The organism is Xanthomonas sp. NCPPB 3218, from assembly GCF_056725185.1.
The window spans coordinates 3,759,585-3,781,650 of the sequence record NZ_CM161516.1; the positions used below are offsets into that span (position 1 = coordinate 3,759,585).

The window sequence follows — 22,066 nt, forward strand, 5'->3', positions numbered from 1 at the left end:
TCAGACAGGATGTCTGACCGAGCCGAAGAGCCGATTCCCGGCCGCGCTGACGCTTTTACCGAAGCCAGTACCGACAGGCAGTTTGCTTTGCCGTACGCTCACCCCAACTCCCGCTCTGCGCCCCGGCCTGCGGCGCGGGCGCTCCAAGGCACGCGCGCCCATGGCGCGCCAGCTGTGCCTCCTCGCCCCGACGAGAGAGAGGCTAAGCTCGTCTCTTCCCGCACTCCTGCTCAGTTCACGGCTATCAAACCTCACGCCCCCTGCAGCGCCTGCTCCAGGTCCGCCAGCAGATCGTCGATGTGCTCGATGCCGATCGACAGCCGCACCGTGTCTTCGCTGACCCCGGCATGTTCCAGTTCGGCCGGGCCCAGCTGACGGTGCGTGGTCGATGCCGGATGCGTTGCCAGCGACTTCGCATCGCCGATGTTCACCAGCCGCGTGAACAACTGCAGCGCATCCAGAAAACGCGCGCCGGCCGCGCGCCCGCCGGGCAGGCCGAAGGTCAGCACGCCCGAGCCATGCCCGCCCAGATACTTCTGCGCCAACGCATGCTCCGGATGATCCGGCAGCGCGGCGTAATTGACCCAGGCGACCCGCGGGTGCTGCTGCAGATACGTCGCAATCGCCAGCGTGTTGGCATTGATGCGCTCCATCCGCAACGGCAGCGTTTCGATGCCCTGCAGGATCAGGAATGCGTTGAACGGCGACAGCGCCGCGCCGGTATTGCGCAGCGGCACCACGCGCGCACGGCCGATGTACGCCGCCTCGCCCAGCGCTTCGGTATAGACCACGCCGTGATAGCTCACGTCCGGCTCGTTGAGGCGTGGAAACCGCTGTTTGTGCGCCGCCCACGGGAAGCGCCCGCTGTCCACGATCGCCCCGCCGATGCTGTTGCCATGGCCGCCCAGATACTTGGTCAGCGAATGCACCACGATGTCGGCGCCGAAGTCGATCGGCCGCAGCAGCGACGGCGTGGCCACGGTGTTGTCCACGATCAGCGGCACGCCATGCGCATGCGCCACCGCGGCCACGGCCTCGATATCGGTGATGTTGCCGCGCGGATTGCCGATCGACTCGACGAATACCGCCTTGGTACGTTCATCGATCAAGCCGGCAAACGCCTGCGGATCGCGATAATCGGCAAAGCGCGTGCCGATGCCGAACTGCGGCAAGGTATGCGCGAACAGATTGTAGGTGCCGCCGTACAACGCACTGGAGGAGACGATGTTGTCGCCGGCCTCGGCGATGGTCTGGATCGCATAGGTCACCGCGGCCTGCCCCGAGGCCAGCGCCAACGCACCGATGCCACCTTCCAGTGCAGCCACGCGCTGCTCCAGCACGGCGTTGGTCGGATTCATGATGCGGCTGTAGATATTGCCCTGCACCTTGAGGTCGAACAGGTCCGCGCCATGCTGGGTATCGTCGAAGGCGTAGGCGACGGTCTGGTAGATCGGCACCGCCACCGCCCGCGTGGTGGGATCGGGCTGATAGCCGCCGTGCACGGCGATGGTTTCGGGCTTCCACTGCGGATCGGTCATGGCGCGGCTCGCTCGGACAGGAGTGCCGACCATAGCCGGCCCTGCACGCGTGTCTGCAAACCAGCGGTGATGACCTTATGCCGCCGCGTTGTGAGCGCGGACGATATGCCGCATGCGCCATCCCCCTCATGCAAACGGGCACTGCCTGCGCAGTGCCCGTTGCTTGCTTCAACCGCTGCCAGCGATGCGGCGCACAACCGGCGCCGCGTCTCAGCCCTTGCCAAACACCAGCCGCCCACCCTCGGCACGCACGCGCACGGTGTCGCCGCCGAGGTACTGGCCGGACAGGATCTGCTGGGCCAGCGGGTTTTCCACCTGCGACTGGATCGCACGCTTGAGCGGGCGTGCGCCATACACCGGATCGAAACCGACATTGCCGAGCAGTTCCAGCGCGGCATCGTCCAGGTCCAGCTTGAGGCCGCGCTCGGACAGGCGTTTTTCCAGGCCATGCAACTGGATGCGCGCGATCGACTTGATCTGCGCCTTGTCCAGCGGATGGAACACCACGATGTCGTCGAGCCGGTTGATGAACTCCGGGCGGAAATGCGCTTGCACCACGCCCATCACCGCTGCCTTCATCTGCGTATAGGCCTCGGCGCTGCCGTCGCCGGACAGCTCCTGGATCTGGTGCGAGCCCAGGTTGGAGGTCATCACGATGACGGTGTTGCGGAAGTCCACCGTGCGGCCCTGGCCATCGGTCAGGCGGCCGTCGTCGAGCACCTGCAGCAGGATGTTGAAGACATCGGCATGCGCCTTTTCCACCTCGTCCAGCAGGATCAGCGAATACGGGCGCCGCCGCACCGCCTCGGTCAGATAGCCGCCCTCCTCATAGCCCACATAGCCCGGAGGCGCGCCGATCAACCGCGAGACCGAGTGCTTCTCCATGAACTCGCTCATGTCGATGCGGATCATCGCCTCGGTGCTGTCGAACAGGAAGTCCGCCAGCGCCTTGCACAACTCGGTCTTGCCCACGCCGGTCGGGCCCAGGAACAGGAACGAGCCGCTCGGGCGATTGGGATCGGACAGGCCGGCGCGCGAACGCCGCACCGCGTCGGAGACGACCTTGATCGCCTCGTTCTGGCCGACCACGCGCTGGTGCAGCTCGTCTTCCATGCGCAGCAGCTTGTCGCGTTCGCCCTCGAGCATCTTGTTGACCGGGATACCGGTCCAGCGCGACACCACTTCGGCGATTTCCTCGGCGGTCACGCGGTCCTGCACCAGCTTGAAGTCGTGATGTTCGACCTCGTTGGCCAGCGCCATCTGCTTTTCCAGCTGCGGCAGCACGCCGTACTGGATCTCGCTCATCTTGGCGTAGTCCTGGCGCCGTTGCGCGGCTTCCAGCTCCAGCTTGGCGTGCTCGATCTGCTCCTTGACCTTGGTGGTGCCCTGCAGCGCGGCCTTTTCCGACTTCCACAGCTCGTTGAGGTCGTAGAACTCGCGTTCGAGCTTGTCGATGTCGGTTTCCAGATCGGCCAGGCGCTGACGCGAGGCGTCGTCCTTTTCCTTCTTCAGCATCTCGCGCTGGATCTTGAGCTGGATCAGGCGGCGCTCCAGGCGATCGAGTTCCTCCGGCTTGGAGTCGATCTCCATGCGGATGCGCGATGCCGCTTCGTCCATCAGATCGATCGCCTTGTCCGGCAGCTGGCGGTCGGTGATGTAGCGGTTGGACAAGGTGGCGGCGGCAACGATCGCCGGGTCGGTGATTTCCACGCCGTGATGCACCGCGTAGCGCTCCTTCAGCCCACGCAGGATCGCGATGGTGTCTTCCACCGTCGGTTCGCCCACGAACACCTTCTGGAAGCGCCGCTCCAGCGCCGCGTCCTTTTCGATGTACTTGCGGTATTCGTCCAGCGTGGTGGCGCCGATGCAATGCAGCTCGCCGCGCGCCAGCGCCGGCTTGAGCATGTTGCCGGCGTCCATCGCGCCATCGGCCTTGCCGGCGCCGACCATGGTGTGCAGCTCGTCGATGAACAGGATGATCTGGCCTTCGTTCTTGGACAGGTCGCTGAGCACCGCCTTTAGCCGTTCTTCGAACTCGCCGCGGAACTTGGCGCCAGCGATCAGCGCGCCCATGTCCAGCGACAGCACGCGCTTGCCGCGCAGGCCTTCGGGCACTTCGCCGTTGATGATGCGTTGCGCCAGGCCTTCGACAATCGCGGTCTTGCCCACGCCGGGTTCGCCGATCAGCACCGGGTTGTTCTTGGTGCGCCGCTGCAACACCTGGATGGTGCGGCGGATTTCTTCGTCGCGGCCGATCACCGGATCGAGCTTGCCGCTCTCGGCACGTGCGGTCAGGTCGATGGTGTATTTTTCCAGCGCCTGGCGTTGTTCCTCGGCGTTTTCCGATTGCACGGTCTCGCCGCCGCGCAGCTTGTCGATGGCGGCTTCGATCTTCTTCTTGTCGCCGCCGGCCGCGCGCAAGGCCACGCCCAGCGGGCTGGCATCGTCGGCGGCGGCCAGCACGAACCACTCGCTGGCGATGAAGGCATCGCCATGTTGCTGGGCTAATTTGTCGGTCTGGTTGAGCAGGCGGTTGAGATCGTTGCCGATCGACAGGTTGCCTTCCTGCCCGGAGACCTTGGGCAGCGTGTCCAGCGCCTCGCCCAGCCGCTCGCGCAGCAGCGGCACGTTGACGCCGGCCTGTGACAGCAGCGGGCGCGTGCTGCCGCCACTCTGGTCGAGCAATGCGGCGAGCACGTGCACCGGCTCGATGATGTTGTGGTCGCGGCCCACGGCCAGCGACTGCGCGTCGGCCAGCGCCTGCTGGAACCGCGAGGTGAGCTTGTCCATCCGCATGGGGATAATCCTCTGAACTGGTGGCCGGCGACGCCGACGATACCGTGCAGATGCGGCTGCCGTGCGGGGTTTCAAGGTTTGGCGGCTGCGCAGGTGCCGATGCGGGGCAGCAGGACCGGCTCACACACGGTGGCGCCTGGGCTGGGCGGTGTGGGTTCGCCCACTGGCCTGGACCGCCCCAGGCCGACGGACACGTCGTTAGACGATCCGCCGCAGCGGCAGCGACGCAGGCGCCGCAGCAGGATTCTCCGCAGCCGCTGGCGCCGGCACGTGCGACGCCCCCAGCAGACGCGACAGCACCTGCGCCTGGATTGCCGCCAGGGCCGACGCGCCGAGGGCACGCGGATGCGGCACCGGCACCGGCAGGTCCAGGCCGACCTGGCCGTGTTCGATCAGCACGATGCGATCGGCCAGCGCGCTCGCCTCGGCCACATCGTGGGTGACCAGCACCAGGGTGAAGCCGTACTGCCGCCACAACTGCACGATCAGCTGCTGCATCTCGATGCGCGTCAACGCATCCAGTGCGCCCAGCGGTTCGTCCAGCAACAGCAGCCGCGGCCGATGTACCAGTGCGCGCGCCAGGGCCACGCGCTGGCGTTGACCGCCGGACAGCGCCGCCGGCCAGTCGCCGCCGCGTGTGCCCAGCCCCACCGCGTCCAGCGCCGCCTGTGCCTGCGCATGCCCGGCACGCCCCAGGCCCAGCGCCACGTTGTCGATCACGCGCTTCCACGGCAACAAGCGCGCGTCCTGGAACATCAGCCGCACTGCATCGCGCTGCGCTGCCAGCGCTGCATGACCGCTGTCGACGGTGCCGGTATCGGCTGCTTCCAGCCCGGCGATCACGCGCAGCAAGGTGCTCTTGCCGCAGCCGCTGCGCCCGACCACCGCCACGCAAGCGCCAGGCGCGATCTCAAGGTCGACGCCACGCAAGACCTCGCTGTCGCCGTAGCGCTTGCCGATGCCGCGCAGGCTCAGCGGCAGGCCGGTGTCGGCCGCGCTCACCGGCGCAGCTCCGCACGCTGTTGCTGCGCCGGATGCCAGCCCAGCCACCAGGCTTCCAGCCCGCGTGCGGCCAGATCGGCCAGCTTGCCGAGCAGCGCGTACAGCACGATGGCCACCACCACGATGTCGGTCTGCAGAAACTCGCGTGCGTTGGTGGCCAGATAGCCGATGCCGGAACTGGCGGAAATGGTTTCGGCCACGATCAGGGTCAGCCACATCAGGCCCAACGCAAAGCGCAAGCCGACCAGAATCGACGGCAATGCGCCGGGCAACAACACATCGACAAACAGCTGCGGGCCGCGCAGGCCGTAATTGCGCGCCATCTCGATCAAGGCCGGGTCCACGCTGCGGATACCGTGATAGGTATTGAGATAGATCGGGAAGAAGGTGCCCAGCGCCACCAGGAACAGCTTGGCGCCCTCGTCGATCCCGAACCACAGGATCACCAGCGGAATCAGCGCCAGATGCGGCACGTTGCGCAGCATCTGCAAGGTGCTGTCGAGCAGGCGTTCGGCCATACGCGACACGCCGGTGAGCAGGCCCAGCGCAAACCCGATGCTACCGCCGATGGCCAGGCCCACCGCCGCACGCCAGCTGCTGATGGCCAGGTGTTGCCACAACTCGCCGGTTTGTACCAACGTCACTGCGGCACGCAATACCGCATCCGGTGCGGGCAGGATGCGCTGCGGCAACCAGCCGCCGGAGGCCGCGACCTGCCAGGCCACCAGCAAGGCCAGCGGCACTAACCAGGGCACCAGCACGTTGCCTAGACGCTGCGAGCGGCGACTCATCGCACGGCCTTGTTGGTTGGGCGATGCAGCGAAACAACGGCGTGCGCCTGCCCGCTCACGGATGCTGAGCATGCGCTCCTACTTGCGAGTGTATTCCTGCTTCCATGCATCACTTGCCCGCCGCCTGCTTGCCTGCCGCTTGCACCGCAGCAACTGCGGGCGCCCGCCACACCGCCGGCGCCACCAGCACGCGCTTGGGCAGCAGGCGCTGCGCGTAGAACAGATCGGCGGTGGCCTGCTGCGCCTTGATGACCTCGGCGCTGAGCGGTTGCACGCTGGCCGGCGGGCGATGCGTCAGCGTGCGCTCGACCACCGCAGGCGACAGCCCGCTGACCTGCGCCAGCACCTTGATGCTGCCGGCGCGGTCGCGCTCCAGCAAGCCATCGGCCTGGTTGAGCTGCAGCATCACCTGCTGCACAAACGGGCCCCACGCGGTGGCGTAACGCCGCGAGGACAGAAAGAACCCGCCGGTCAATCCCAACCCTTCGCCATTGGCGAGCAGGCGTGCGCTGCCATCCAGCGTCAATGCCGAATACCACGGGTCCCAGATCGCCCAGGCATCCACCTGCCCGGCCGCGAATGCCGCACGTGCGTTGGCCGGCGACAGATACAACGGCGTGATGTCGCGCATGCTCAGGCCGGACTTGGCCAACAACCGCAGCAGCAGGTTGTGCGCGCTGGAACCCTTCTGGAAGGCCACCCGCTTGCCCTTGAGGTCGGCCACGCGCCGCAGCGTGCTCTTGGCCGGCACCAGAATGGTCTCAGCCTTGGGCGTGGGCGGCACCCAGCCCACGTACAGCAGATCGGCACCGGCGGCCTGCGCAAACAGCGGCGGAATATCACCCGCACCGCCCAGGTCGATGCTGCCCACGTTCAAGGCTTCCAGCAGCTGCGGGCCGGCCGGAAACTCGACCCAGCTGATTCTGGTGCGCGGGAAGCGCTGCTCCAGCAACCGATGCTGCTTGGCCAGCACCAGGCTGGACACCGCTTTCTGATAGCCGATACGCAACTGCGCCGGCTCGGCCGCCGCTGCGGGTTGCAGCCACGCGATGCCGGACAACAGCAACGCAGCAATCAAAAAGCGGTAGCGCATCGGAGCGTTCCTCATTGCCAATCGGTGGACGGTTTTTCCCAGAGGTTGACGCCACCCTCGACCGCAAAGCGGTCGATCTCGGCCAACTCGTCCGCACTGAACGCGGGCGTCTGCAAGGCCGCGACGTTTTCGATCAACTGCTCCGGGCGGCTGGCGCCCAGCAATGCCGAGCTCACCCGCGGGTCGCGCAATACCCAGGCCAGGGCCAGCTGCGCCAGGCTCTGCCCACGCCGCTGCGCGATCGCATCCAGCCCGCGTGCGCGCTGCAGGTTGGCCTCGGCCAGATGTTCCGGCCGCAGCGAGTCGCCACCGGGACGATTCACGCGCGCATCGCTGGGTACGCCATTGAGGTACTTGCCGGTCAACAGGCCCTGCGCCAGTGGCGTGAATGCAATCACCCCGGCGCCGACCTCGTCGGTCGCATCGAACAGCTCATGCTCGGCCCAGCGATTGAACAGGTTATAGGCCGGCTGGTGGATCAGCAGCGGCACCTTCCACTCGCGCAGCAACCCGGCGATCTCCCGCGTGCGCGCCGCCGAATACGACGACACCCCCACGTACAGCGCCTTGCCCTGCTGCACCGCACTGGCCAATGCGCCGGCGGTCTCTTCCAGCGGCGTGTCCGCATCGAAGCGGTGCGAGTAGAAGATGTCCACATAGTCCACGCCCAGCCGCTGCAGGCTCTGGTCCAGGCTGGACAACAGGTATTTGCGCGAACTGCCGCCCTGCCCGTACGGGCCCGGCCACATGTCCCAGCCGGCCTTGGTGGAAATGATCAATTCATCGCGATACGGCTTGAAGTCTTCACGCAGCAGGCGGCCGAAGTTGATTTCCGCGCTGCCATACGGCGGGCCGTAGTTGTTGGCCAGATCGAAATGGGTGATGCCCAGGTCGAAGGCGGTCCGCAGCAATGCGCGCTGCGTGTCGATCGGCGTGCTGTCGCCGAAGTTGTGCCACAGGCCCAGCGACAGCGCAGGCAGGACAAGGCCGCTGCGGCCGACACGGCGGTAGGCGATACGGTCGTAACGATCGGGATGTGCGAGATAGGTCATCAGGGTATCCGGTGAGTCAGCGTGCGCTGAAGCGATTGACGGGGCGTGCCAGCCCCAGATGATCGCGCAGGGTGCGCCCTGCATATTCACGCCGGAACAGTCCACGCCGCTGCAACTCGGGCACCACGTGCGTGGCCACATCGGCCAGGCCGCCGGGCAGATGCGGCACCAGCACGTTGAAACCGTCCGCGGCCCCGCCTTCGAACCAGGCCTGCAGCTCGTCGGCAATCTGTGCCGGCGTGCCGATCAGGCTGTAGTGCCCGCGTCCGCCTGCGATGCGCCGACCGAGCTGGGCAATGCTCAGCTGCTCCTGTCCGGCCAGCTCGGTGAACAACTGCTGGCGGCTGCGCTGGCCGGTTTCGGTGAGCGGCAGCTCCGGCAACGGGCCATCGGGGGGATAGCCGGACAGATCGAAGTTGCCCAGCATGCGCGACAGCAGCGCGATGCCGACCTCCGGCTCCACCAGCTCCTGGAACTGCGCGAACTTGTCCTGCGCCTCGGCCTGGCTCTGCCCGACCACGATGAACACACCCGGCATCACCTTCAACGCATCGCGCGCGCGCCCGAACTGTTCCAGCCGCCCCTTGATGTCGGCATAGAACGCCTGCGCCTTGGCCAGCGACGATTGCGCGGTGAACACCACCTCGGCGGTTTCCGCAGCCAGCGCGCGCCCGGGCTCGGACGAGCCGGCCTGCACCAGCACCGGATGCCCCTGCGGCGCGCGTGCGATGTTGAGCGGGCCGCGGACCTGGAAGTGCGCGCCGCGATGATCCAGCACATGCAGCCGCGCCGGATCGTAGTGCACGCCTGCAGCGGTGTCGGCGATGAAGGCATCGTCGTCCCAGCTGTCCCACAGCCCCGCGACCACCTGCTGGAATTCGCGCGCCCGCGCATAACGCTCGGCATGCACGTAATGCGCGTCGCGGTTGAAGTTCAATGCTTCGTCGGCGGCATCGGAGGTGACCAGATTCCAGCCGGCACGCCCACCGGACAGATGATCCAGCGAGGCGAACTTGCGCGCCACGTGATACGGCTCGTTGTAGCTGGTGGTCATGGTGGCGATCAGGCCGATGCGCTCGCTCACCACCGCCAACGCGCTCAGCAGCGTGAGCGGTTCGAACAGGCTGGAGCGCGCCATCCGCGACGCCACCGGCCCACCGGCCGCAGCCAGGCTGTCGGCGACGAACACCGCATCGAACTTGGCGGCTTCGGCGATGCGCACCATCTCGCGATAATGGTCGAACACCAGCGGGTCGGCACTGGCCTGCGGGTGCCGCCATGCGGCCACGTGATGGCCGGTGGCCATCAGGAACGCACCGAGCGAGAGCTGTCGTGCAGCGCTCATCGCAGCCCACCGTGCGGTGCGCCTGCATTGCTCGAATCAGCATCAACAAACATCACGGACATCGTCAAAAATCCTTGTGCAGTTGCAGCCCGACATAGCGCTGGTCGTCGCGCGGCACCAGCCGGAACACGTTGCCGGTGGCATTGGCCAGCAACGGGGCGTATGAGCGGTCGCCGAGATTGCGGCCGAGCACCGCCACCCGCCAGCCATGCACATCGTCGGCCAGTGCGATGCTGGCATTCCAGATCGCATACGGGCCCTGGATGGTCTGCGGGGTCTGGCTGAGGTCGTACTGCACGCTATCCTGCCAGCTCACGTCTCCGTTGAATTCCAGTGCCAGGCTGCCGCGCAGCGGCACCCGGTAACCGGCGCGCAGATTGCCCTTCCAGTCCGGCGAAAACGGCAACGGCCGGCCATCGACATTGCAGTTGGCCGCCGCTGCGGTGGGGCAGGCAAACCGCTGGATGCGCGCCTGCGTGTAGGCCAGCGAGGCGGCCAGGCTGAGCCGCTCGGTGGGCCGGTAGTCCAGATCCAGTTCCAGGCCCTGCGTACGCACCTGCCCGGCGTTGATCAGGCGCGTCACCACCTGCCCGGCCACGGTGTCGAAGAAGTTGGCTTGGTAGTTGGCGTATTCGGTATGGAACAGCGCCACGTTCGCACTGAGGCGATCGTCCAGGGCGCGCGCCTTCAGGCCCAGTTCCCAGGCATTGGAGGTCTCCGGTTTCAGCGCCGGCGTATCGCGCGGCTGCATGTTGAAGAATACGTTGTAGGCCGGGCCCTTGTAGCCGCGCGAATAGGTGATGTAACCGGTGGTCCGCGCATCGAAATCGTATTGCAGGCCGGTGCGGCCGGACACGCCGTTTTCTGCGGTGCTGCCGCTGCTTGCGGTGGACGGCTGGATGCCGGTGACTGCGGTTGCCGAGCTGGACACGCGCTGATGCCGGTAGTCGAGCGTGTCGCGGGTGAAGCGCGCGCCCAGCAGCGCACGCAGATCCGTGCGCCAATGCCAGGTGGCTTCGCCGAAGGCGGCATAGGTTTCCGCGCGGGTGGCGTAATCGGCCACGCCCACGTTGCTGGCGGTGGGCGTCGTCACCGTGCGGCGGTAGGTTTCGTCGTTGCGCGCATGCAGGTAATACAGCCCGGCGACCGCCTCCACCGCACGATCGCGCGGGGTCTGGATGCGCACTTCCTGCGAATACTGCGTGTAGCCCAGGTCACCACGGTCATGCGAAGACGGAAACGCCGCGCTGCGTTGCGCGGTGCGATCGCCATCCTGGAACTGGGTGTTGTCCCATTGCCGCCACGCGCTGATCGAGGTCAGCAGCGCATCGCCGAGCTGCTGGTCCAGCTGCAGCGAGGCGCCCTTGTTGATGTCGTCCAGATACGTGCGGTAATCGCTGTTGATCTGCCGGTTGTCGTCCCTGGCGACGACCGGTGCCAGCGCCGCGGCGAAGTCGGCACGCGTGCTGTCCACCACCACGCCGCTGGGCGCGTCGCTGTGCGATTGCAGGTAGTCGGCCAGCAGCGTCGCGTTCAAGCCAGGGTTCGGGCTCAGGTCCAGCCGCAAGCGCGCGCCGGCGCGCCGGTAGCCGTTGACGGTCTGGCCGTCGGCCACATTGCGCACGTTGCCGCCGTACTCGGCCCACAATGCCGACACGCTGGCCTTGAGCAGCTCCGGAACCAGCGTGCCGCCGACGCTGGCACGCACGCGGTCTTCGTCGCCGCCACCGAAGTGCGAGTAATCCACATAGCCGCCGAACAGCTCCGGCGCCGGCTTGCTGACGATATTGAGCACGCCGGCGGAGGCATTCTTGCCGAACAAGGTGCCCTGCGGTCCGCGCAGGACTTCGATGCGTTCGACATCGAGCAGGTCCAGCGTGGCCTGGCCCGGACGCCCCAGCACCACGCCGTCGATCACCGTCGCCACGCTGGGCTCGACGCCTGGCGAGGTGGAGATGGTGCCCACGCCACGCAGGAACAACGAAGTGTCCTTGTTGGAGGCACCATTGCGAAAGCTCAGGCTGGGCACCAGCGCCGGCAGGTCGGCCACGCTGTTGCGGTTTTCGCGCTCCAGCGTCTCGCCCTGCACCACCGATACCGCCACCGGCACCTGCTGCAAGGTGGTTTCGCGGCGCGTGGCGGTCACGGTGACCGCGCCCAGGGTTTGCGCGGCGTGCTCCGGCGTCGCAGCAGCCTCGCCCATTTCATCGGCCAGCACCGGCGCACATGCCCACACCAGACTCCACGCCAGCACCTGCGGCCTGGCCAACCATCTCGAAGCAGCGAGGATCCTTGCAGGGGTCCGGTGTCGCGCAGGCATGTACGTCCTTTCGTGGCGTCGGCTGTCGTGCAGCAGCGTGGGGAGATTTTTTGCGAATTGGCAGGCGCCATGCATGCACGGCGACCCGGCCGCAGCACAGGCCGACACGGCGCTGCAATGCAGTAGCGCATGCTGTTTGCAGCGACCGCGAGCGTCAAATAACCAATGTTTAGGTGGTTATTCACTCACGCGCCGCCGCGTGTCGACCACCCGTGCCCAGCGCTCGCCAAGACCATCGCTGCACACAACACCCAGGCCAATGGCGATAATGGGCCCATGGATGCACCCAAGCCCTGGCACCTCTATCTGCTGCTATGTCGCAACGGCAGCTATTACGCCGGCATCACCAACGATCTGGAGCGGCGCTTCCAGGCGCATCAGCGCGGCACCGGCGCGCGCTATACCCGCGCAAACCCGCCGCTGGAGCTGCTTGCCAGCCATCCGTATGCGGACCGCGCCGCCGCCTCGCGCGCAGAGTGGCAGCTCAAGCAGCAACCGCGCGCGCGCAAGCTGGCCTGGCTGCTGGCGCAGCCGCACGACGGCACCGGGTCACAGCCCGCTGACGCTTCGCTCACGCCCGCCTAGCCGCGCGGTTTCTACGCTGCAGCATCATCAATCGCGGAGCAGCGCATGCACTATCAGCTCTATTACTGGACCGGCCTGCAAGGCCGCGGCGAATTCGTCCGGCTCGCACTGGAAGACGCCGGCGCCGACTACACCGACGTGGCGCGTGTCGAAGGCGATGAGGTGATGAATGCCTTTCTAGAAGGCCACCAGGCCGGCGCGCAGCCGTTCGCACCGCCCTTCCTCAAGGCCGGCGATACGGTGGTTGCGCAGGTGGCGGCCATCCTGCATGTCATCGGACCGCAACTGCAGCTGGTGCCGGACTCGGACGCACAGCGCATCCAGGCATTGCAGTTGCAGCTGACCATCGCCGACCTGGTGGCCGAGGTGCACGACAGCCATCATCCGATCGCCACCGGCCTGTATTACGAAGACCAGAAAGCCGAGGCAGCCAAGCGCGCCAAGAATCTGCGCGACAACCGCCTGCCCAAGTTCCTGGGCTACTTCGAGCAGGTGCTGCAACAGGCCGGCGGCACGCATGTGCTTGGCACGCATTCCTATGTGGATCTGTCGTTGTTTCAGCTGATCAGCGGGCTGGAATACATGTTCCCCAAGCGCATGAAGACACTGTCAGCCGAGCTGCCAGGCCTGAAAGCGCTGCAACAGCGCGTGGCCGCCCGCCCACGCATCGCCGGCTATCTCGCCTCCGAACGACGCGTGGCGTTCAATACCAACGGCATCTTCCGCCACTATCCGGAGCTGGATGCGGCGTAAACGATGGCGGCGCGTGATGCACCGCATGCCGCCGAAGTTGCGTTGTTTCCCTGCTGGGCTGGCGCACGACGCTGCATCCATGCATGCAAGGCCGCATTCGGGCGGCCTTCTCCTCACGTCATCACACGCTGCGTCAACGTCCCTGCAGCAACGCCGTCCGGATCCGCTGCAACTGCGCCTTCACTGCAGCCGCTTGCGCTGGCCCCAACCGCAGCAGCGCCTTTTGACCGACCGACAGCGACTCCAACGCGGGATCGACAAAACGATAACGGCCACGCTCGTCGCGCTGCACCTTGATCGGCTGTACCGGGTCGGGCGTGCGCAGCAGATGATCGATCACGTCGATCACGCGGTCGTTGAAGTAGCGGTCTGGCGCACCAAGATCGGCATAGGCCTGCTGGAACAGCGGATAGAAACGCACATAACTGCGCACCAGCGCCTGCGCATCCACCTGGGTGAACGCCGCCACATAAGGCGCATACCGCGCCGCATTGGCCTGATCGATCACCACACTGCCGCTGGCATCGGACACTGCCAATTCACCCGCCACCGGCTGCAGCACCGAGGCGCGACGGCTGATGCTGGGCTGGGTGAGATTGTCGATCATCACCACCACGCGTTCGATCAGGTGCTTGCGCAGCACGATCGACAAGGCGCCATCGTCCTGCACCAGTTCCAGCAAGGCCTGCCACGCAGCGGCATCGCTCTGTGCCAGCGCAGGAATCGCAGCGTCGGCGGCATCGGCCGAGGGCTGCTGCACCGGATGCCGCGGCCCTGCCGGTGCCGGCGGCGCTGGGGCCACCGCCGCTGCCACGGCGCTGGCGGTCTGGCTGATCGGCGCAGGCAACGCGCCCGGCGCCGTGGGTGACCCGCTGAATAGCCACCAGGCAGCGCCAGCCACCACTGGCACCGCCAGCAGCCACGGCCAACGCGAAGACTTGGATTGCATCGTGGAACTCCTTACATCGACAACATCCAGGGTGTGACAACGAGATATCGCGGTGGTTCCATCGATGTGCGGCGATGACGCGATCAAGCAGGCCATGTGCATCGCAAAAGAGCGATTGGCACGCGAGGATGCCTGTCTCTGGCAGGAAACGCTGGCTGCAGCGCTAGAACTGGCAACGACATACCTGTGACTACCCTCCTCATTGCGAACCGATCACGCGCGTAGCGAAGTCCGATGCAGCCACAACTCAGTGATCGAGGGGCGCGATGCCCTCACCGCTTGCGGGACACGCCGTGAATCCGTCCGTGGAGGCTCCTTGGCTGCATCCATGCCGCCAAGGGTCCCGCAACCGGCAAGGACACCGCGCCAGGAGGTTGGTTGGTGGTCGAATGAAAAGCTGCCTGTTGCGATTGCAAGTCTTGCGTCGGGACGCTGAAAAGTTTGCAGGTTGCTTTGTTGAGCCGCTGCCGTTACTCGGTTTGCGCTGGAAAGCTGATCGAACACACGGTGATCCGAACAACGCACACCATGCTTTGCTTGCAACCAAACCACCGACCATCTCGACAGGTCCTTGCCGGCCCACCGTCGCGGGACCTTACGCGGCATGGATGCCGCGTAAGAGCCTACATGGACGTACTTGCGGCGTGTCCTGCGATGGTGGGCGGGCAAGGGCCCCGCAGCCATCCGCAGATCACATGCTCTGGCTCTAGCTCTGGCTTTGACTCTCGCTCACCCACATCGTCAACGCTCGAACCAGAACGATCAGCATCGCCGCATCAAGCAACAACGCCGCCCGCCCGATGGCCGCGAGTGGCTGTCTCCGCCGCTCTCAGCTTGCGAAATCCAGCCGCGCGTTCACCCAGGCCGCCACGATGGCGGCGGCCGCCTGCTCGGCCTGCTTCGCAGGCAGGCGCTTCTCGCGCACCAGCCATGCGGCCGTGTCGGCGCGCACCTTCGGCAGTAACGCGCGCACGGCCTTGCGCTGTGCCGCCGGCCAGTCGCTGTCTTCCCCGGTCCAGGCGGCAATCGCCTTGTCCGGATCGTCGCCGTAGCGCTTGCGCAATGCCGGGGTCAGGTACAGCAATGGCGATACCGACGCGCGTAACGCGATGATTTTCCACTCGGCGTAACTGGCGTAGCGAATGGTGCCGGCGTCCTTGCTCAGGGCCTCGATCAACCCGTCGAAGCCGGCATCCAGCTGCTTCCAGCTGGCCAATGCAAACAGACCGCCCGGCGGCTCGCAGATCGGCGCGAACCCGTCGCGTGTCGAGCCATACAGCGACCCGAACGCCTCATACGCCGGCTCGCCCACTGCAGCAAAGATGAAGCAATGCACGTAAGGACGATGATCGCTGTTGTCGCGTTCGATCCACATCCGCAGCAATGTCAGTACGCGTTCCTGCGCCTGCATGGCGGGCATGCCATCCACATCGTCGAGCAAGGATGCGGCGAAGTCGTCGACCTTGCGCAGCGCCTTGCGCGCACTTTCAAACCGCGCGCTGGCCAGCTTCGCATCCACGCCCGCGGCGGGGACAAACTGATGCAGATACGCCAGCCACGCCGAAGCCAGCGGCGTGTCGTAGCCCTGCAACTGGCGCGCGGCGTCGGCAGGCGCAGTGGGAATCAAGGCGATGATGCGATCCAGCGCCTGTTGCTGCACAGTCAGCGCCTTGGCCAGCACATCGGCCCTGGCCGTCACTGTGCGTTGCAGGCAGTCGTCCAGTTTGGCGTCCTGCGCGCAGGCATTGCGCTGCCGCAGCCAGGCGCGTTGCTGATCACGCACGCCTGCAACCGCGCTACGCGGCGTAGTGTCCAGCAGCGCCCGATAGGACTCGTCCAGCTGATCGTCCAGATTGCCCAGCGCCGGCACCGCGCACAGCCGTTTTTCGACCGCCGTGGCTGCCTGCTTGCAATCGAACGACGCCGCCCAGGCACCGCCGGCGCCAAGCAATAGTGCGCCACCGATGATCACCCGCAACATGCTGGAGCAGGATGTCATTGCACTGCCTCCTTGCGTGCGGGCAGCAGCGAGAGCAGCAGCAGAGTCACCGCCAGCGCGACATAGGCACCCACGAACTGCCAACTGATCACGCGCGCCAGGCCGTGCAGCGACCATGGCAGATAGATGCCGCCGCGCGGGTCCACCGAATGGATCAGGCCGAACAGCGTCAGCCCCGCGGCCACCAGCAGGAACACCGCGCCACGGCGCAGCCGGCCATCGATCATCGCCGCCACGGCGGCGATCCACAACATCGCGGTGATGATGAAGCCATTGCCCAACGCGAAGATCACCGCCAGCTCCGGCAGGCCATGCCCATCGAGTTTGGTGGTGAGTGCGACCAGTTGATCGGGCGCAATCCAGCCCGGTGCCTTGATGGTCAGCAGGTAGGCCACCGATGGCAGAAAGCCCAGCACCATCGCACCGGCATGCTGCCTGGGCGTGGCCTGGAACGCCTGCGTGGTGATGTCGATCGACACGTACACGATGATCGGCGCCAGCACCGCCAGTGGCAGCCATTGCACCAAGCCGGAGATCACACCCAGCATGCCGCCGATCCCGACGAACAGTCCGGTCAGCAGCGTGTAACCGGAGCGCGCCCCCATGTGCTTGTAGGCCGGCTGGCCGATGTAAGGCGTGGTCTGCGCCACCCCGCCGCAGACGCCTGCGACCAGCGTCGCCAGGGCTTCCACCAGCAGGATGTCACGGGTGCGGTAGTCATCGCCCGCGGCGCGTGCGCTCTCGCTGACATTGATGCCGCCTACCACCATCAACAGGCCGAACGGCAGCAGCAGCGGCAGGTACGCCAGCGTGGCGGGCAGGCCGTCGATGAAGCCCAGGTTCGGCAACGGCAACACGATCTGCGGCGGCGTCCATTCCGGCACCGCGAAGCCCGGTGCGCCCAATCCGGCCAAACCCAGCCCGTAGTACAACGCCGTGCCAATCACGAACGCCACCAGCACGCCGGGCAACTTGGTCGGCAACCGGCCCTTGGCGAGCAGCACGTACAGCAACAGACCCAGGGTGACGAAGCCAGCCACCGGCGAACGCAGGGTTTCCAGCAGCGGCAACAAGCCCATCAACACCAGCGCGATGCCGGCGATGGAACCCAGCAAGGCCGCGCGCGGCAACGCCCGCGTGACCGCCTCGCCGACGAACGACAGCACCAGCTTGAGCAGGCCCATCACCACCAGCGCGGCCATGCCGAGTTTCCAGGTGGCGATGGCAGCTGCCTGCGGGTCCAGTCCCTGTGCCTTGAAGCCGACGAATGCCGGGCCCAGCACCAACAGCGCCATGCCGATGCTGGTCGGCGCATCCAGGCCCAGCGGCATCGCGGTGACGTCGTCGCGCCCGGTGCGTGCAGCCAGCCGCCGCGCCATCAAGGTGTAAAGCAGGTTGCCCACCAGCACGCCGAACGCGGTGCCGGGAAACATGCGCCCGAACACCACCTCGGCCGGGAACTGGAACATCCCGACCAACGCCATCGCGATGAAGCCGAGGATGGAGAGATTGTCGACGACCAGGCCGAAGAAGCCATTGAGGTCGCCGGCGACGAACCAGCGCGGCGATGCCGCAGTACGCGAGGAAGGGGCCGACATGGGAGCCAGGAAGCATGGGGATCGGCCGATGGTAGCCGCTGCTCCGCACGTGCGACAGCGGCGCGGTGGATCAGAGCGTGTCGCCGCGATTGCGCCGATCTGTTCCATGCCAGGCGGCTGCGTGGCAGCAACGGCCCTACTTCATTGCCGCAGCGACCTCGATCCAGCCGACGATGTCGCCACGGCCAGCACTGCGATAGCGCACCTGCACGCGCGTGGCATCGGCGCTGACATCCAGCGCGTCGGCCCGATCGCCCTGCACCAGATAGCGCTTGGTGCCGGTCGCCGTAGGGGTGGCGTAGAGCGGCAGACGCGCCACCTGCACGCGCAGTTGCACCGGCATCGGCGCGTCCAGGGTGGTGCCGATCTCGCTTGAAAGCTTCGCTCCGCGCGCGTCGTAACTGGGCCACACCGAGAGCGGCATGCCATCGCCGGTGCCTGGATCCAGCAAGGTCTGGATGTCGGGCGAGGCGATCGGCTGCTGCGTCCTGGCCACATACAACCGCCCATCGGCCGCGTAGCGATACACATCGGCGTACCACATCGGCCCGCTGCGGCAGGAGCTGGTCAGGCTGCGCTGCTGCCTGTCGGGCGTCAGATTGAAGAAGCCCTCGCACTGCACTGCCGGGCGCGTAGGCGCGGTCAGCGCACGAAAGCGCCGTTGCGCCGGATCGAACACAAAGACCAGCACCGCTTCGTTGACCTGGCCGAGCATCGCCGACACCGCCAGATCCGCATGTCCGTCGAAGTTGTAGTCGTCGCTGTCCACACCGGCGCCGCCTTCGCCCTCGTCCAGGTTCGCGTCGAACCATTGCTCCTTGCCGCCCGGGCCCAACACCACATGCAGGCGCGCGCCGACCAGTGTGGCGGTCGCCTGTGTGTTTGCGTCCAGAGTCACCTGCACGCTGGTGTCGCGTGCAAAGCACGCAAACGACAGCCCACCCAGTGCGGCGAACAGCAGCTTGCGCGCAGCGCTCACGCGCAGCCGGTGCAGATGTTCAAGCCGCATGGTCGCCAGACTCAGAACGACACCTCCACCGCCTGCCGCGACCACAGCACCGACTGGTGGCCGGTGGCCTGCTTCCAGGCCAGGCGAATCGCCTCGATGTCGTTGCGCCGCTGCGGGGTGTCCTCGTGCAGGATCACCAGCACCTTGGTGCCCAGCCGGTTCGGTTCCTTGGCACCGCGGAACAGCCACTGGCCATAGGCGTCGAACACGGTCAGGCCGTCGGGAAAGCGCGGGGTCACTTCCTTGTCCAGAAACGCCCGCCATTGGGTTTCGTCGATGGTGCGGGTCTGCGGGCGATCGGCCGGGCCGGTTTCCTCGCCCACGCCGAAGTACAGCTCGCTGCGCACCCAGCCGCGCGCCGCCGCCGGCCGCGCCGCATCGCCCTGCAGGCTGGCAGTGGTCGGGCCCGGCGCGCCGCCGGGAGTGGTGGCGCAGGCGGACAGCGCCAGCATGGCGGCAAGCAGGCAGGACGGCAGCAACTTCATCGACTTCTCCACAACGGGTGCGTTTACGACGGATCGGGGGCGGGCTCATGCAGGGCCGGCATCAGCTGATGCCGGCGTGCGCGCACTGTGCCATCTCGCACGCGCCTGAACAACGCGATAATATCTCTCCATCCGGATGAATGTGGACGATCCGAACCCCCTTTGCGCCCCTGCCCGGCCGGATGCCGTCCGCGCGGCGCGTTCGCAGTTGCTGTCGCAGGAGAGAGAGATGACCCGCCCCACCCTTTCGGCTATCGGCCTGGCCGTGGCCGCCGTGTTGAGCGTCAACGCCCAGGCCCAGCAGGCCGCCCCCGGCGCCACCACGCTGGACACCGTGATCGTCACCGGCACCCGCGCCAGCGACCGCACCGTGCTGGAATCGACCGTGCCGGTGGACGTGCTCACCGCCGAGGACATCCGCAAGGCCGGCGTGGTCAACGGCGAGCTGGGCAGCGCGCTGCAGGCGCTGCTGCCCTCGTTCAACTTCCCGCGCCAGTCCAACTCCGGTGGTGCCGACCATATCCGCGCCGCGCAGCTGCGTGGGCTCTCGCCCGACCAGGTGCTGGTGCTGGTCAACGGCAAGCGCCGCCACACCTCGGCGCTGGTCAATACCGACAGCAAGATCGGCAAGGGCACCACGCCAGTGGATTTCAACTCCATCCCGATCAACGCGATCAAGCGCATCGAAGTGCTGCGCGACGGTGCCGGCGCGCAGTACGGCTCGGACGCGATCGCCGGCGTCATCAACGTGATCCTGGACGACAACCCCGAGCGTGGCGAGCTGGAAGCCAGCTTCGGCGCCTACAACACCGACGTGGAGCCGATCAATCGCCGCGTCACCGATGGCCAGACCAGCTACGCCAGCGCCAAGGTCGGCAGCCTGCTCGGCGATGACGGCGGCTTCTTCAAGGTCGGCCTGGAGCTGAAGAATCGCGAGGCGACCAACCGCGCCGGCTTCGACCAGATTCCGTCGTTCGAGGAGCAGACCCCGGCCAACCTGGCGCTGGCCGGCAAGCGCAATTACGTGCTCGGGGATGGCGCCACCAAGGGCCTGAATGCCTGGCTCAACACCAAGGTGCCCTTCAGTGCCACCGGCGAGTTCTACGCCTTCGGCACCTACAACCAGCGCGACACCGAAGGCGCCAATTACTTCCGTTACCCGGATGGCAGCGCCAACTGGCGTGAGATCTATCCCAACGGCTACCGCCCGATTTCCGAAGGCGAGAACCGCGACCTGCAGGTCGTCGCCGGCGCACGTGGGCAGCTCGGCAGCTGGGACTACGACGCCAGCGTCAACTACGGCCGCAACGACTTCACCTACCGGCTGCGCAACTCGCTCAACGCCTCGCTCGGCCCGGGCAGCACCACCCGCTTCAAGACCGGCGATTTCGCCTTTGCGCAGACCGTGGGCAATCTGGATCTGACCCGCGTGTTCGATGCGGCCGGCGCCACCCACACCTTCGGCACCGGTGCCGAATTCCGCCGCGAGCAATACCGCACCCATGCCGGCGACCCGGCCAGCTATGCGGCCGGCCCGTTCACCGATCGCCCCACCGGCTCGCAGGCCGGCGGTGGGCTGACCCCGCAGGACGAGGCCGACCTGTCGCGTAACGTGGCCAGCGCCTATGCCAACGTGTCCAGCCAGTTCGGCGACAAGTTCTCCACCGACCTGGCCGGCCGTTACGAGCATTACCAGGATTTCGGCAGCCAGTGGACCGGCAAGCTGGCCGCGCGCTATGCCTTCGCCCCGGCGTTCGCGCTGCGCGGCGCGGTCTCCAACAACGTGCGTGCGCCCTCGCTCAGCCAGATCGGCTACGAAGCCACCTCCACCGGCTACGACGCCGCCGGCCGCCTGACCCAGGGCCGCCTGCTGTCGGTCAACAACCCGATCGCACGCGCGCTCGGTGCCACCGACCTGAAGCCGGAAAAGTCGCTCAATTACAGCCTGGGATTCACCAGCCAGCTGGGCGATCACTTCGACCTGTCGCTGGACTTCTTCCAGATCGATATCGACGACCGCATCGCGCTGTCCGAAGACATCACCGGCACCACGCTGACCGACTTCGTGCAGCAGAACTTCGCCGTCGCCGGCGTGCAGAGCGCCAGCTATTTCCTCAACGCCGCCGACACCCGCACCCGCGGCGCCGAGCTGGTCGGCAACTGGCGCCAATACGCCTTCGGCGGCGACCTGCTGCTGACCGGCACCTACAGCTACGCCAAGACCGAGTTGAAGAACGTCATCGGCACCCCGGCGCAGCTGCTCGCGCTGGACCCGGACTACGTGCTGTTCGGTGTCGAAGAGAGCAACACGCTCACCGATGCCGCACCACGCACGCGCGCCGCGCTGGCCGCCAACTGGAACAACGAACACTGGAACCTGCAGACCCGGGTCAATCGCTACGGCAGCGCCACGCGCGTGTTCGACTTCGGCGGCGGCTTCGTGCCACGCCAGACCTATGGCGCGGAATGGCAGCTGGACCTGGAAGCCGAGTACCACCTGGGCACGCAGTGGACGCTGGCAATCGGCGGCCAGAACATTCTCGACAACTATTCGGACCGCTCCATCGACGACATCGCCTACTTCGGCAACCTGCCCTACGACGTGCTCTCGCCGATCGGCAGCAACGGCGCGTATTGGTACGGGCGGGTGCGCTACTCGTTCTGACGCCGGGATGGATGGATCGGGGATTCGGGATTGGCAAGGGCGGCGCATCGCCAATCCCCACTCCCGAATTCCCACTCCCCGCTGTT

At 66.6% G+C, this 22,066-nt stretch carries 16 protein-coding genes; 3 read left to right on the forward strand and 13 right to left on the reverse strand.

All coding sequences use genetic code 11. The features are described 5' to 3' along the window. Positions 1–251 precede the first annotated feature (251 nt). The 8 genes from AC1PLS_RS15630 to AC1PLS_RS15665 all read right to left on the reverse strand — a co-directional run bounded on the left by AC1PLS_RS15630 (position 252) and on the right by AC1PLS_RS15665 (position 11,820). Positions 252–1,538 (reverse strand): O-acetylhomoserine aminocarboxypropyltransferase/cysteine synthase family protein, encoded by a 1,287-nt coding sequence (locus AC1PLS_RS15630; RefSeq protein WP_024940655.1) that lies wholly within the window; start codon positions 1,536–1,538, stop codon positions 252–254. A 210-nt stretch (positions 1,539–1,748) separates the two neighbouring features. Next, positions 1,749–4,334: an ATP-dependent chaperone ClpB gene (gene clpB, locus AC1PLS_RS15635; RefSeq protein ID WP_024940653.1), complete on the reverse strand. Its 2,586-nt coding sequence runs from the start codon at positions 4,332–4,334 to the stop codon at positions 1,749–1,751. A gap of 198 nt (positions 4,335–4,532) precedes the next feature. Continuing rightward, a complete protein-coding gene (locus tag AC1PLS_RS15640; RefSeq protein WP_481103839.1) occupies positions 4,533–5,336 on the reverse strand; it encodes an ATP-binding cassette domain-containing protein in 804 nt (267 codons plus the stop codon). After that, a complete protein-coding gene (gene ssuC, locus AC1PLS_RS15645; protein WP_054592220.1) occupies positions 5,333–6,127 on the reverse strand; it encodes an aliphatic sulfonate ABC transporter permease SsuC in 795 nt (264 codons plus the stop codon). The genes AC1PLS_RS15640 and ssuC overlap by 4 nt, the downstream gene beginning before the upstream one ends. A 109-nt stretch (positions 6,128–6,236) precedes the next feature. Next, positions 6,237–7,220, reverse strand: coding sequence for an aliphatic sulfonate ABC transporter substrate-binding protein (locus AC1PLS_RS15650; protein ID WP_155758340.1), 984 nt, complete (start codon positions 7,218–7,220; stop codon positions 6,237–6,239). An 11-nt stretch (positions 7,221–7,231) separates the two neighbouring features. Next, entirely contained in the window at positions 7,232–8,272 is a 1,041-nt protein-coding gene (gene mgrA, locus AC1PLS_RS15655; RefSeq protein WP_481103840.1) for an L-glyceraldehyde 3-phosphate reductase, read from the reverse strand. 16 nt (positions 8,273–8,288) lie between these two features. Continuing rightward, on the reverse strand, positions 8,289–9,617 hold the full coding sequence (locus tag AC1PLS_RS15660) for an LLM class flavin-dependent oxidoreductase (RefSeq protein ID WP_184433759.1): 1,329 nt from the start codon (positions 9,615–9,617) through the stop codon (positions 8,289–8,291). Positions 9,618–9,681: 64 nt separating this feature from the next. Further along, the gene (locus AC1PLS_RS15665) at positions 9,682–11,820 is read right to left on the reverse strand and encodes a TonB-dependent receptor (protein ID WP_481104503.1); all 2,139 of its coding nucleotides are present in this window, start codon (positions 11,818–11,820) and stop codon (positions 9,682–9,684) included. 393 nt (positions 11,821–12,213) lie between these two features. On the opposite strand from AC1PLS_RS15665, the gene AC1PLS_RS15670 reads away from it, so the two are divergent. Both AC1PLS_RS15670 and AC1PLS_RS15675 read left to right on the forward strand, forming a co-directional pair. Then, positions 12,214–12,522 carry a GIY-YIG nuclease family protein gene (locus tag AC1PLS_RS15670; protein WP_104553566.1) on the forward strand — a complete coding sequence of 103 codons (309 nt, stop codon included), beginning with the start codon at positions 12,214–12,216 and terminating at the stop codon, positions 12,520–12,522. Positions 12,523–12,567: 45 nt separating this feature from the next. After that, entirely contained in the window at positions 12,568–13,275 is a 708-nt protein-coding gene (locus AC1PLS_RS15675; RefSeq protein ID WP_481103841.1) for a glutathione S-transferase, read from the forward strand. Positions 13,276–13,408: 133 nt separating this feature from the next. Here AC1PLS_RS15675 and AC1PLS_RS15680 read toward each other — a convergent pair whose 3' ends face one another. The 5 genes from AC1PLS_RS15680 to AC1PLS_RS15700 all read right to left on the reverse strand — a co-directional run bounded on the left by AC1PLS_RS15680 (position 13,409) and on the right by AC1PLS_RS15700 (position 19,315). Further along, on the reverse strand, positions 13,409–14,224 hold the full coding sequence (locus tag AC1PLS_RS15680; RefSeq protein WP_349777989.1) for a DUF3014 domain-containing protein: 816 nt from the start codon (positions 14,222–14,224) through the stop codon (positions 13,409–13,411). A gap of 829 nt (positions 14,225–15,053) precedes the next feature. Continuing rightward, the gene (locus AC1PLS_RS15685) at positions 15,054–16,223 is read right to left on the reverse strand and encodes a lysozyme inhibitor LprI family protein (RefSeq protein WP_481103842.1); all 1,170 of its coding nucleotides are present in this window, start codon (positions 16,221–16,223) and stop codon (positions 15,054–15,056) included. Beyond that, positions 16,220–17,821, reverse strand: coding sequence for a SulP family inorganic anion transporter (locus AC1PLS_RS15690; protein WP_102580633.1), 1,602 nt, complete (start codon positions 17,819–17,821; stop codon positions 16,220–16,222). The genes AC1PLS_RS15685 and AC1PLS_RS15690 overlap by 4 nt, the downstream gene beginning before the upstream one ends. A gap of 136 nt (positions 17,822–17,957) precedes the next feature. Next, on the reverse strand, positions 17,958–18,830 hold the full coding sequence (locus AC1PLS_RS15695) for an XAC2610-related protein (RefSeq protein WP_481103843.1): 873 nt from the start codon (positions 18,828–18,830) through the stop codon (positions 17,958–17,960). An 11-nt stretch (positions 18,831–18,841) separates the two neighbouring features. Further along, positions 18,842–19,315: a DUF3574 domain-containing protein gene (locus AC1PLS_RS15700; protein WP_024939416.1), complete on the reverse strand. Its 474-nt coding sequence runs from the start codon at positions 19,313–19,315 to the stop codon at positions 18,842–18,844. A 229-nt stretch (positions 19,316–19,544) separates the two neighbouring features. On the opposite strand from AC1PLS_RS15700, the gene AC1PLS_RS15705 reads away from it, so the two are divergent. After that, entirely contained in the window at positions 19,545–21,980 is a 2,436-nt protein-coding gene (locus tag AC1PLS_RS15705; protein WP_481103844.1) for a TonB-dependent receptor plug domain-containing protein, read from the forward strand. The last annotated feature ends 86 nt before the right edge of the window (positions 21,981–22,066 follow it).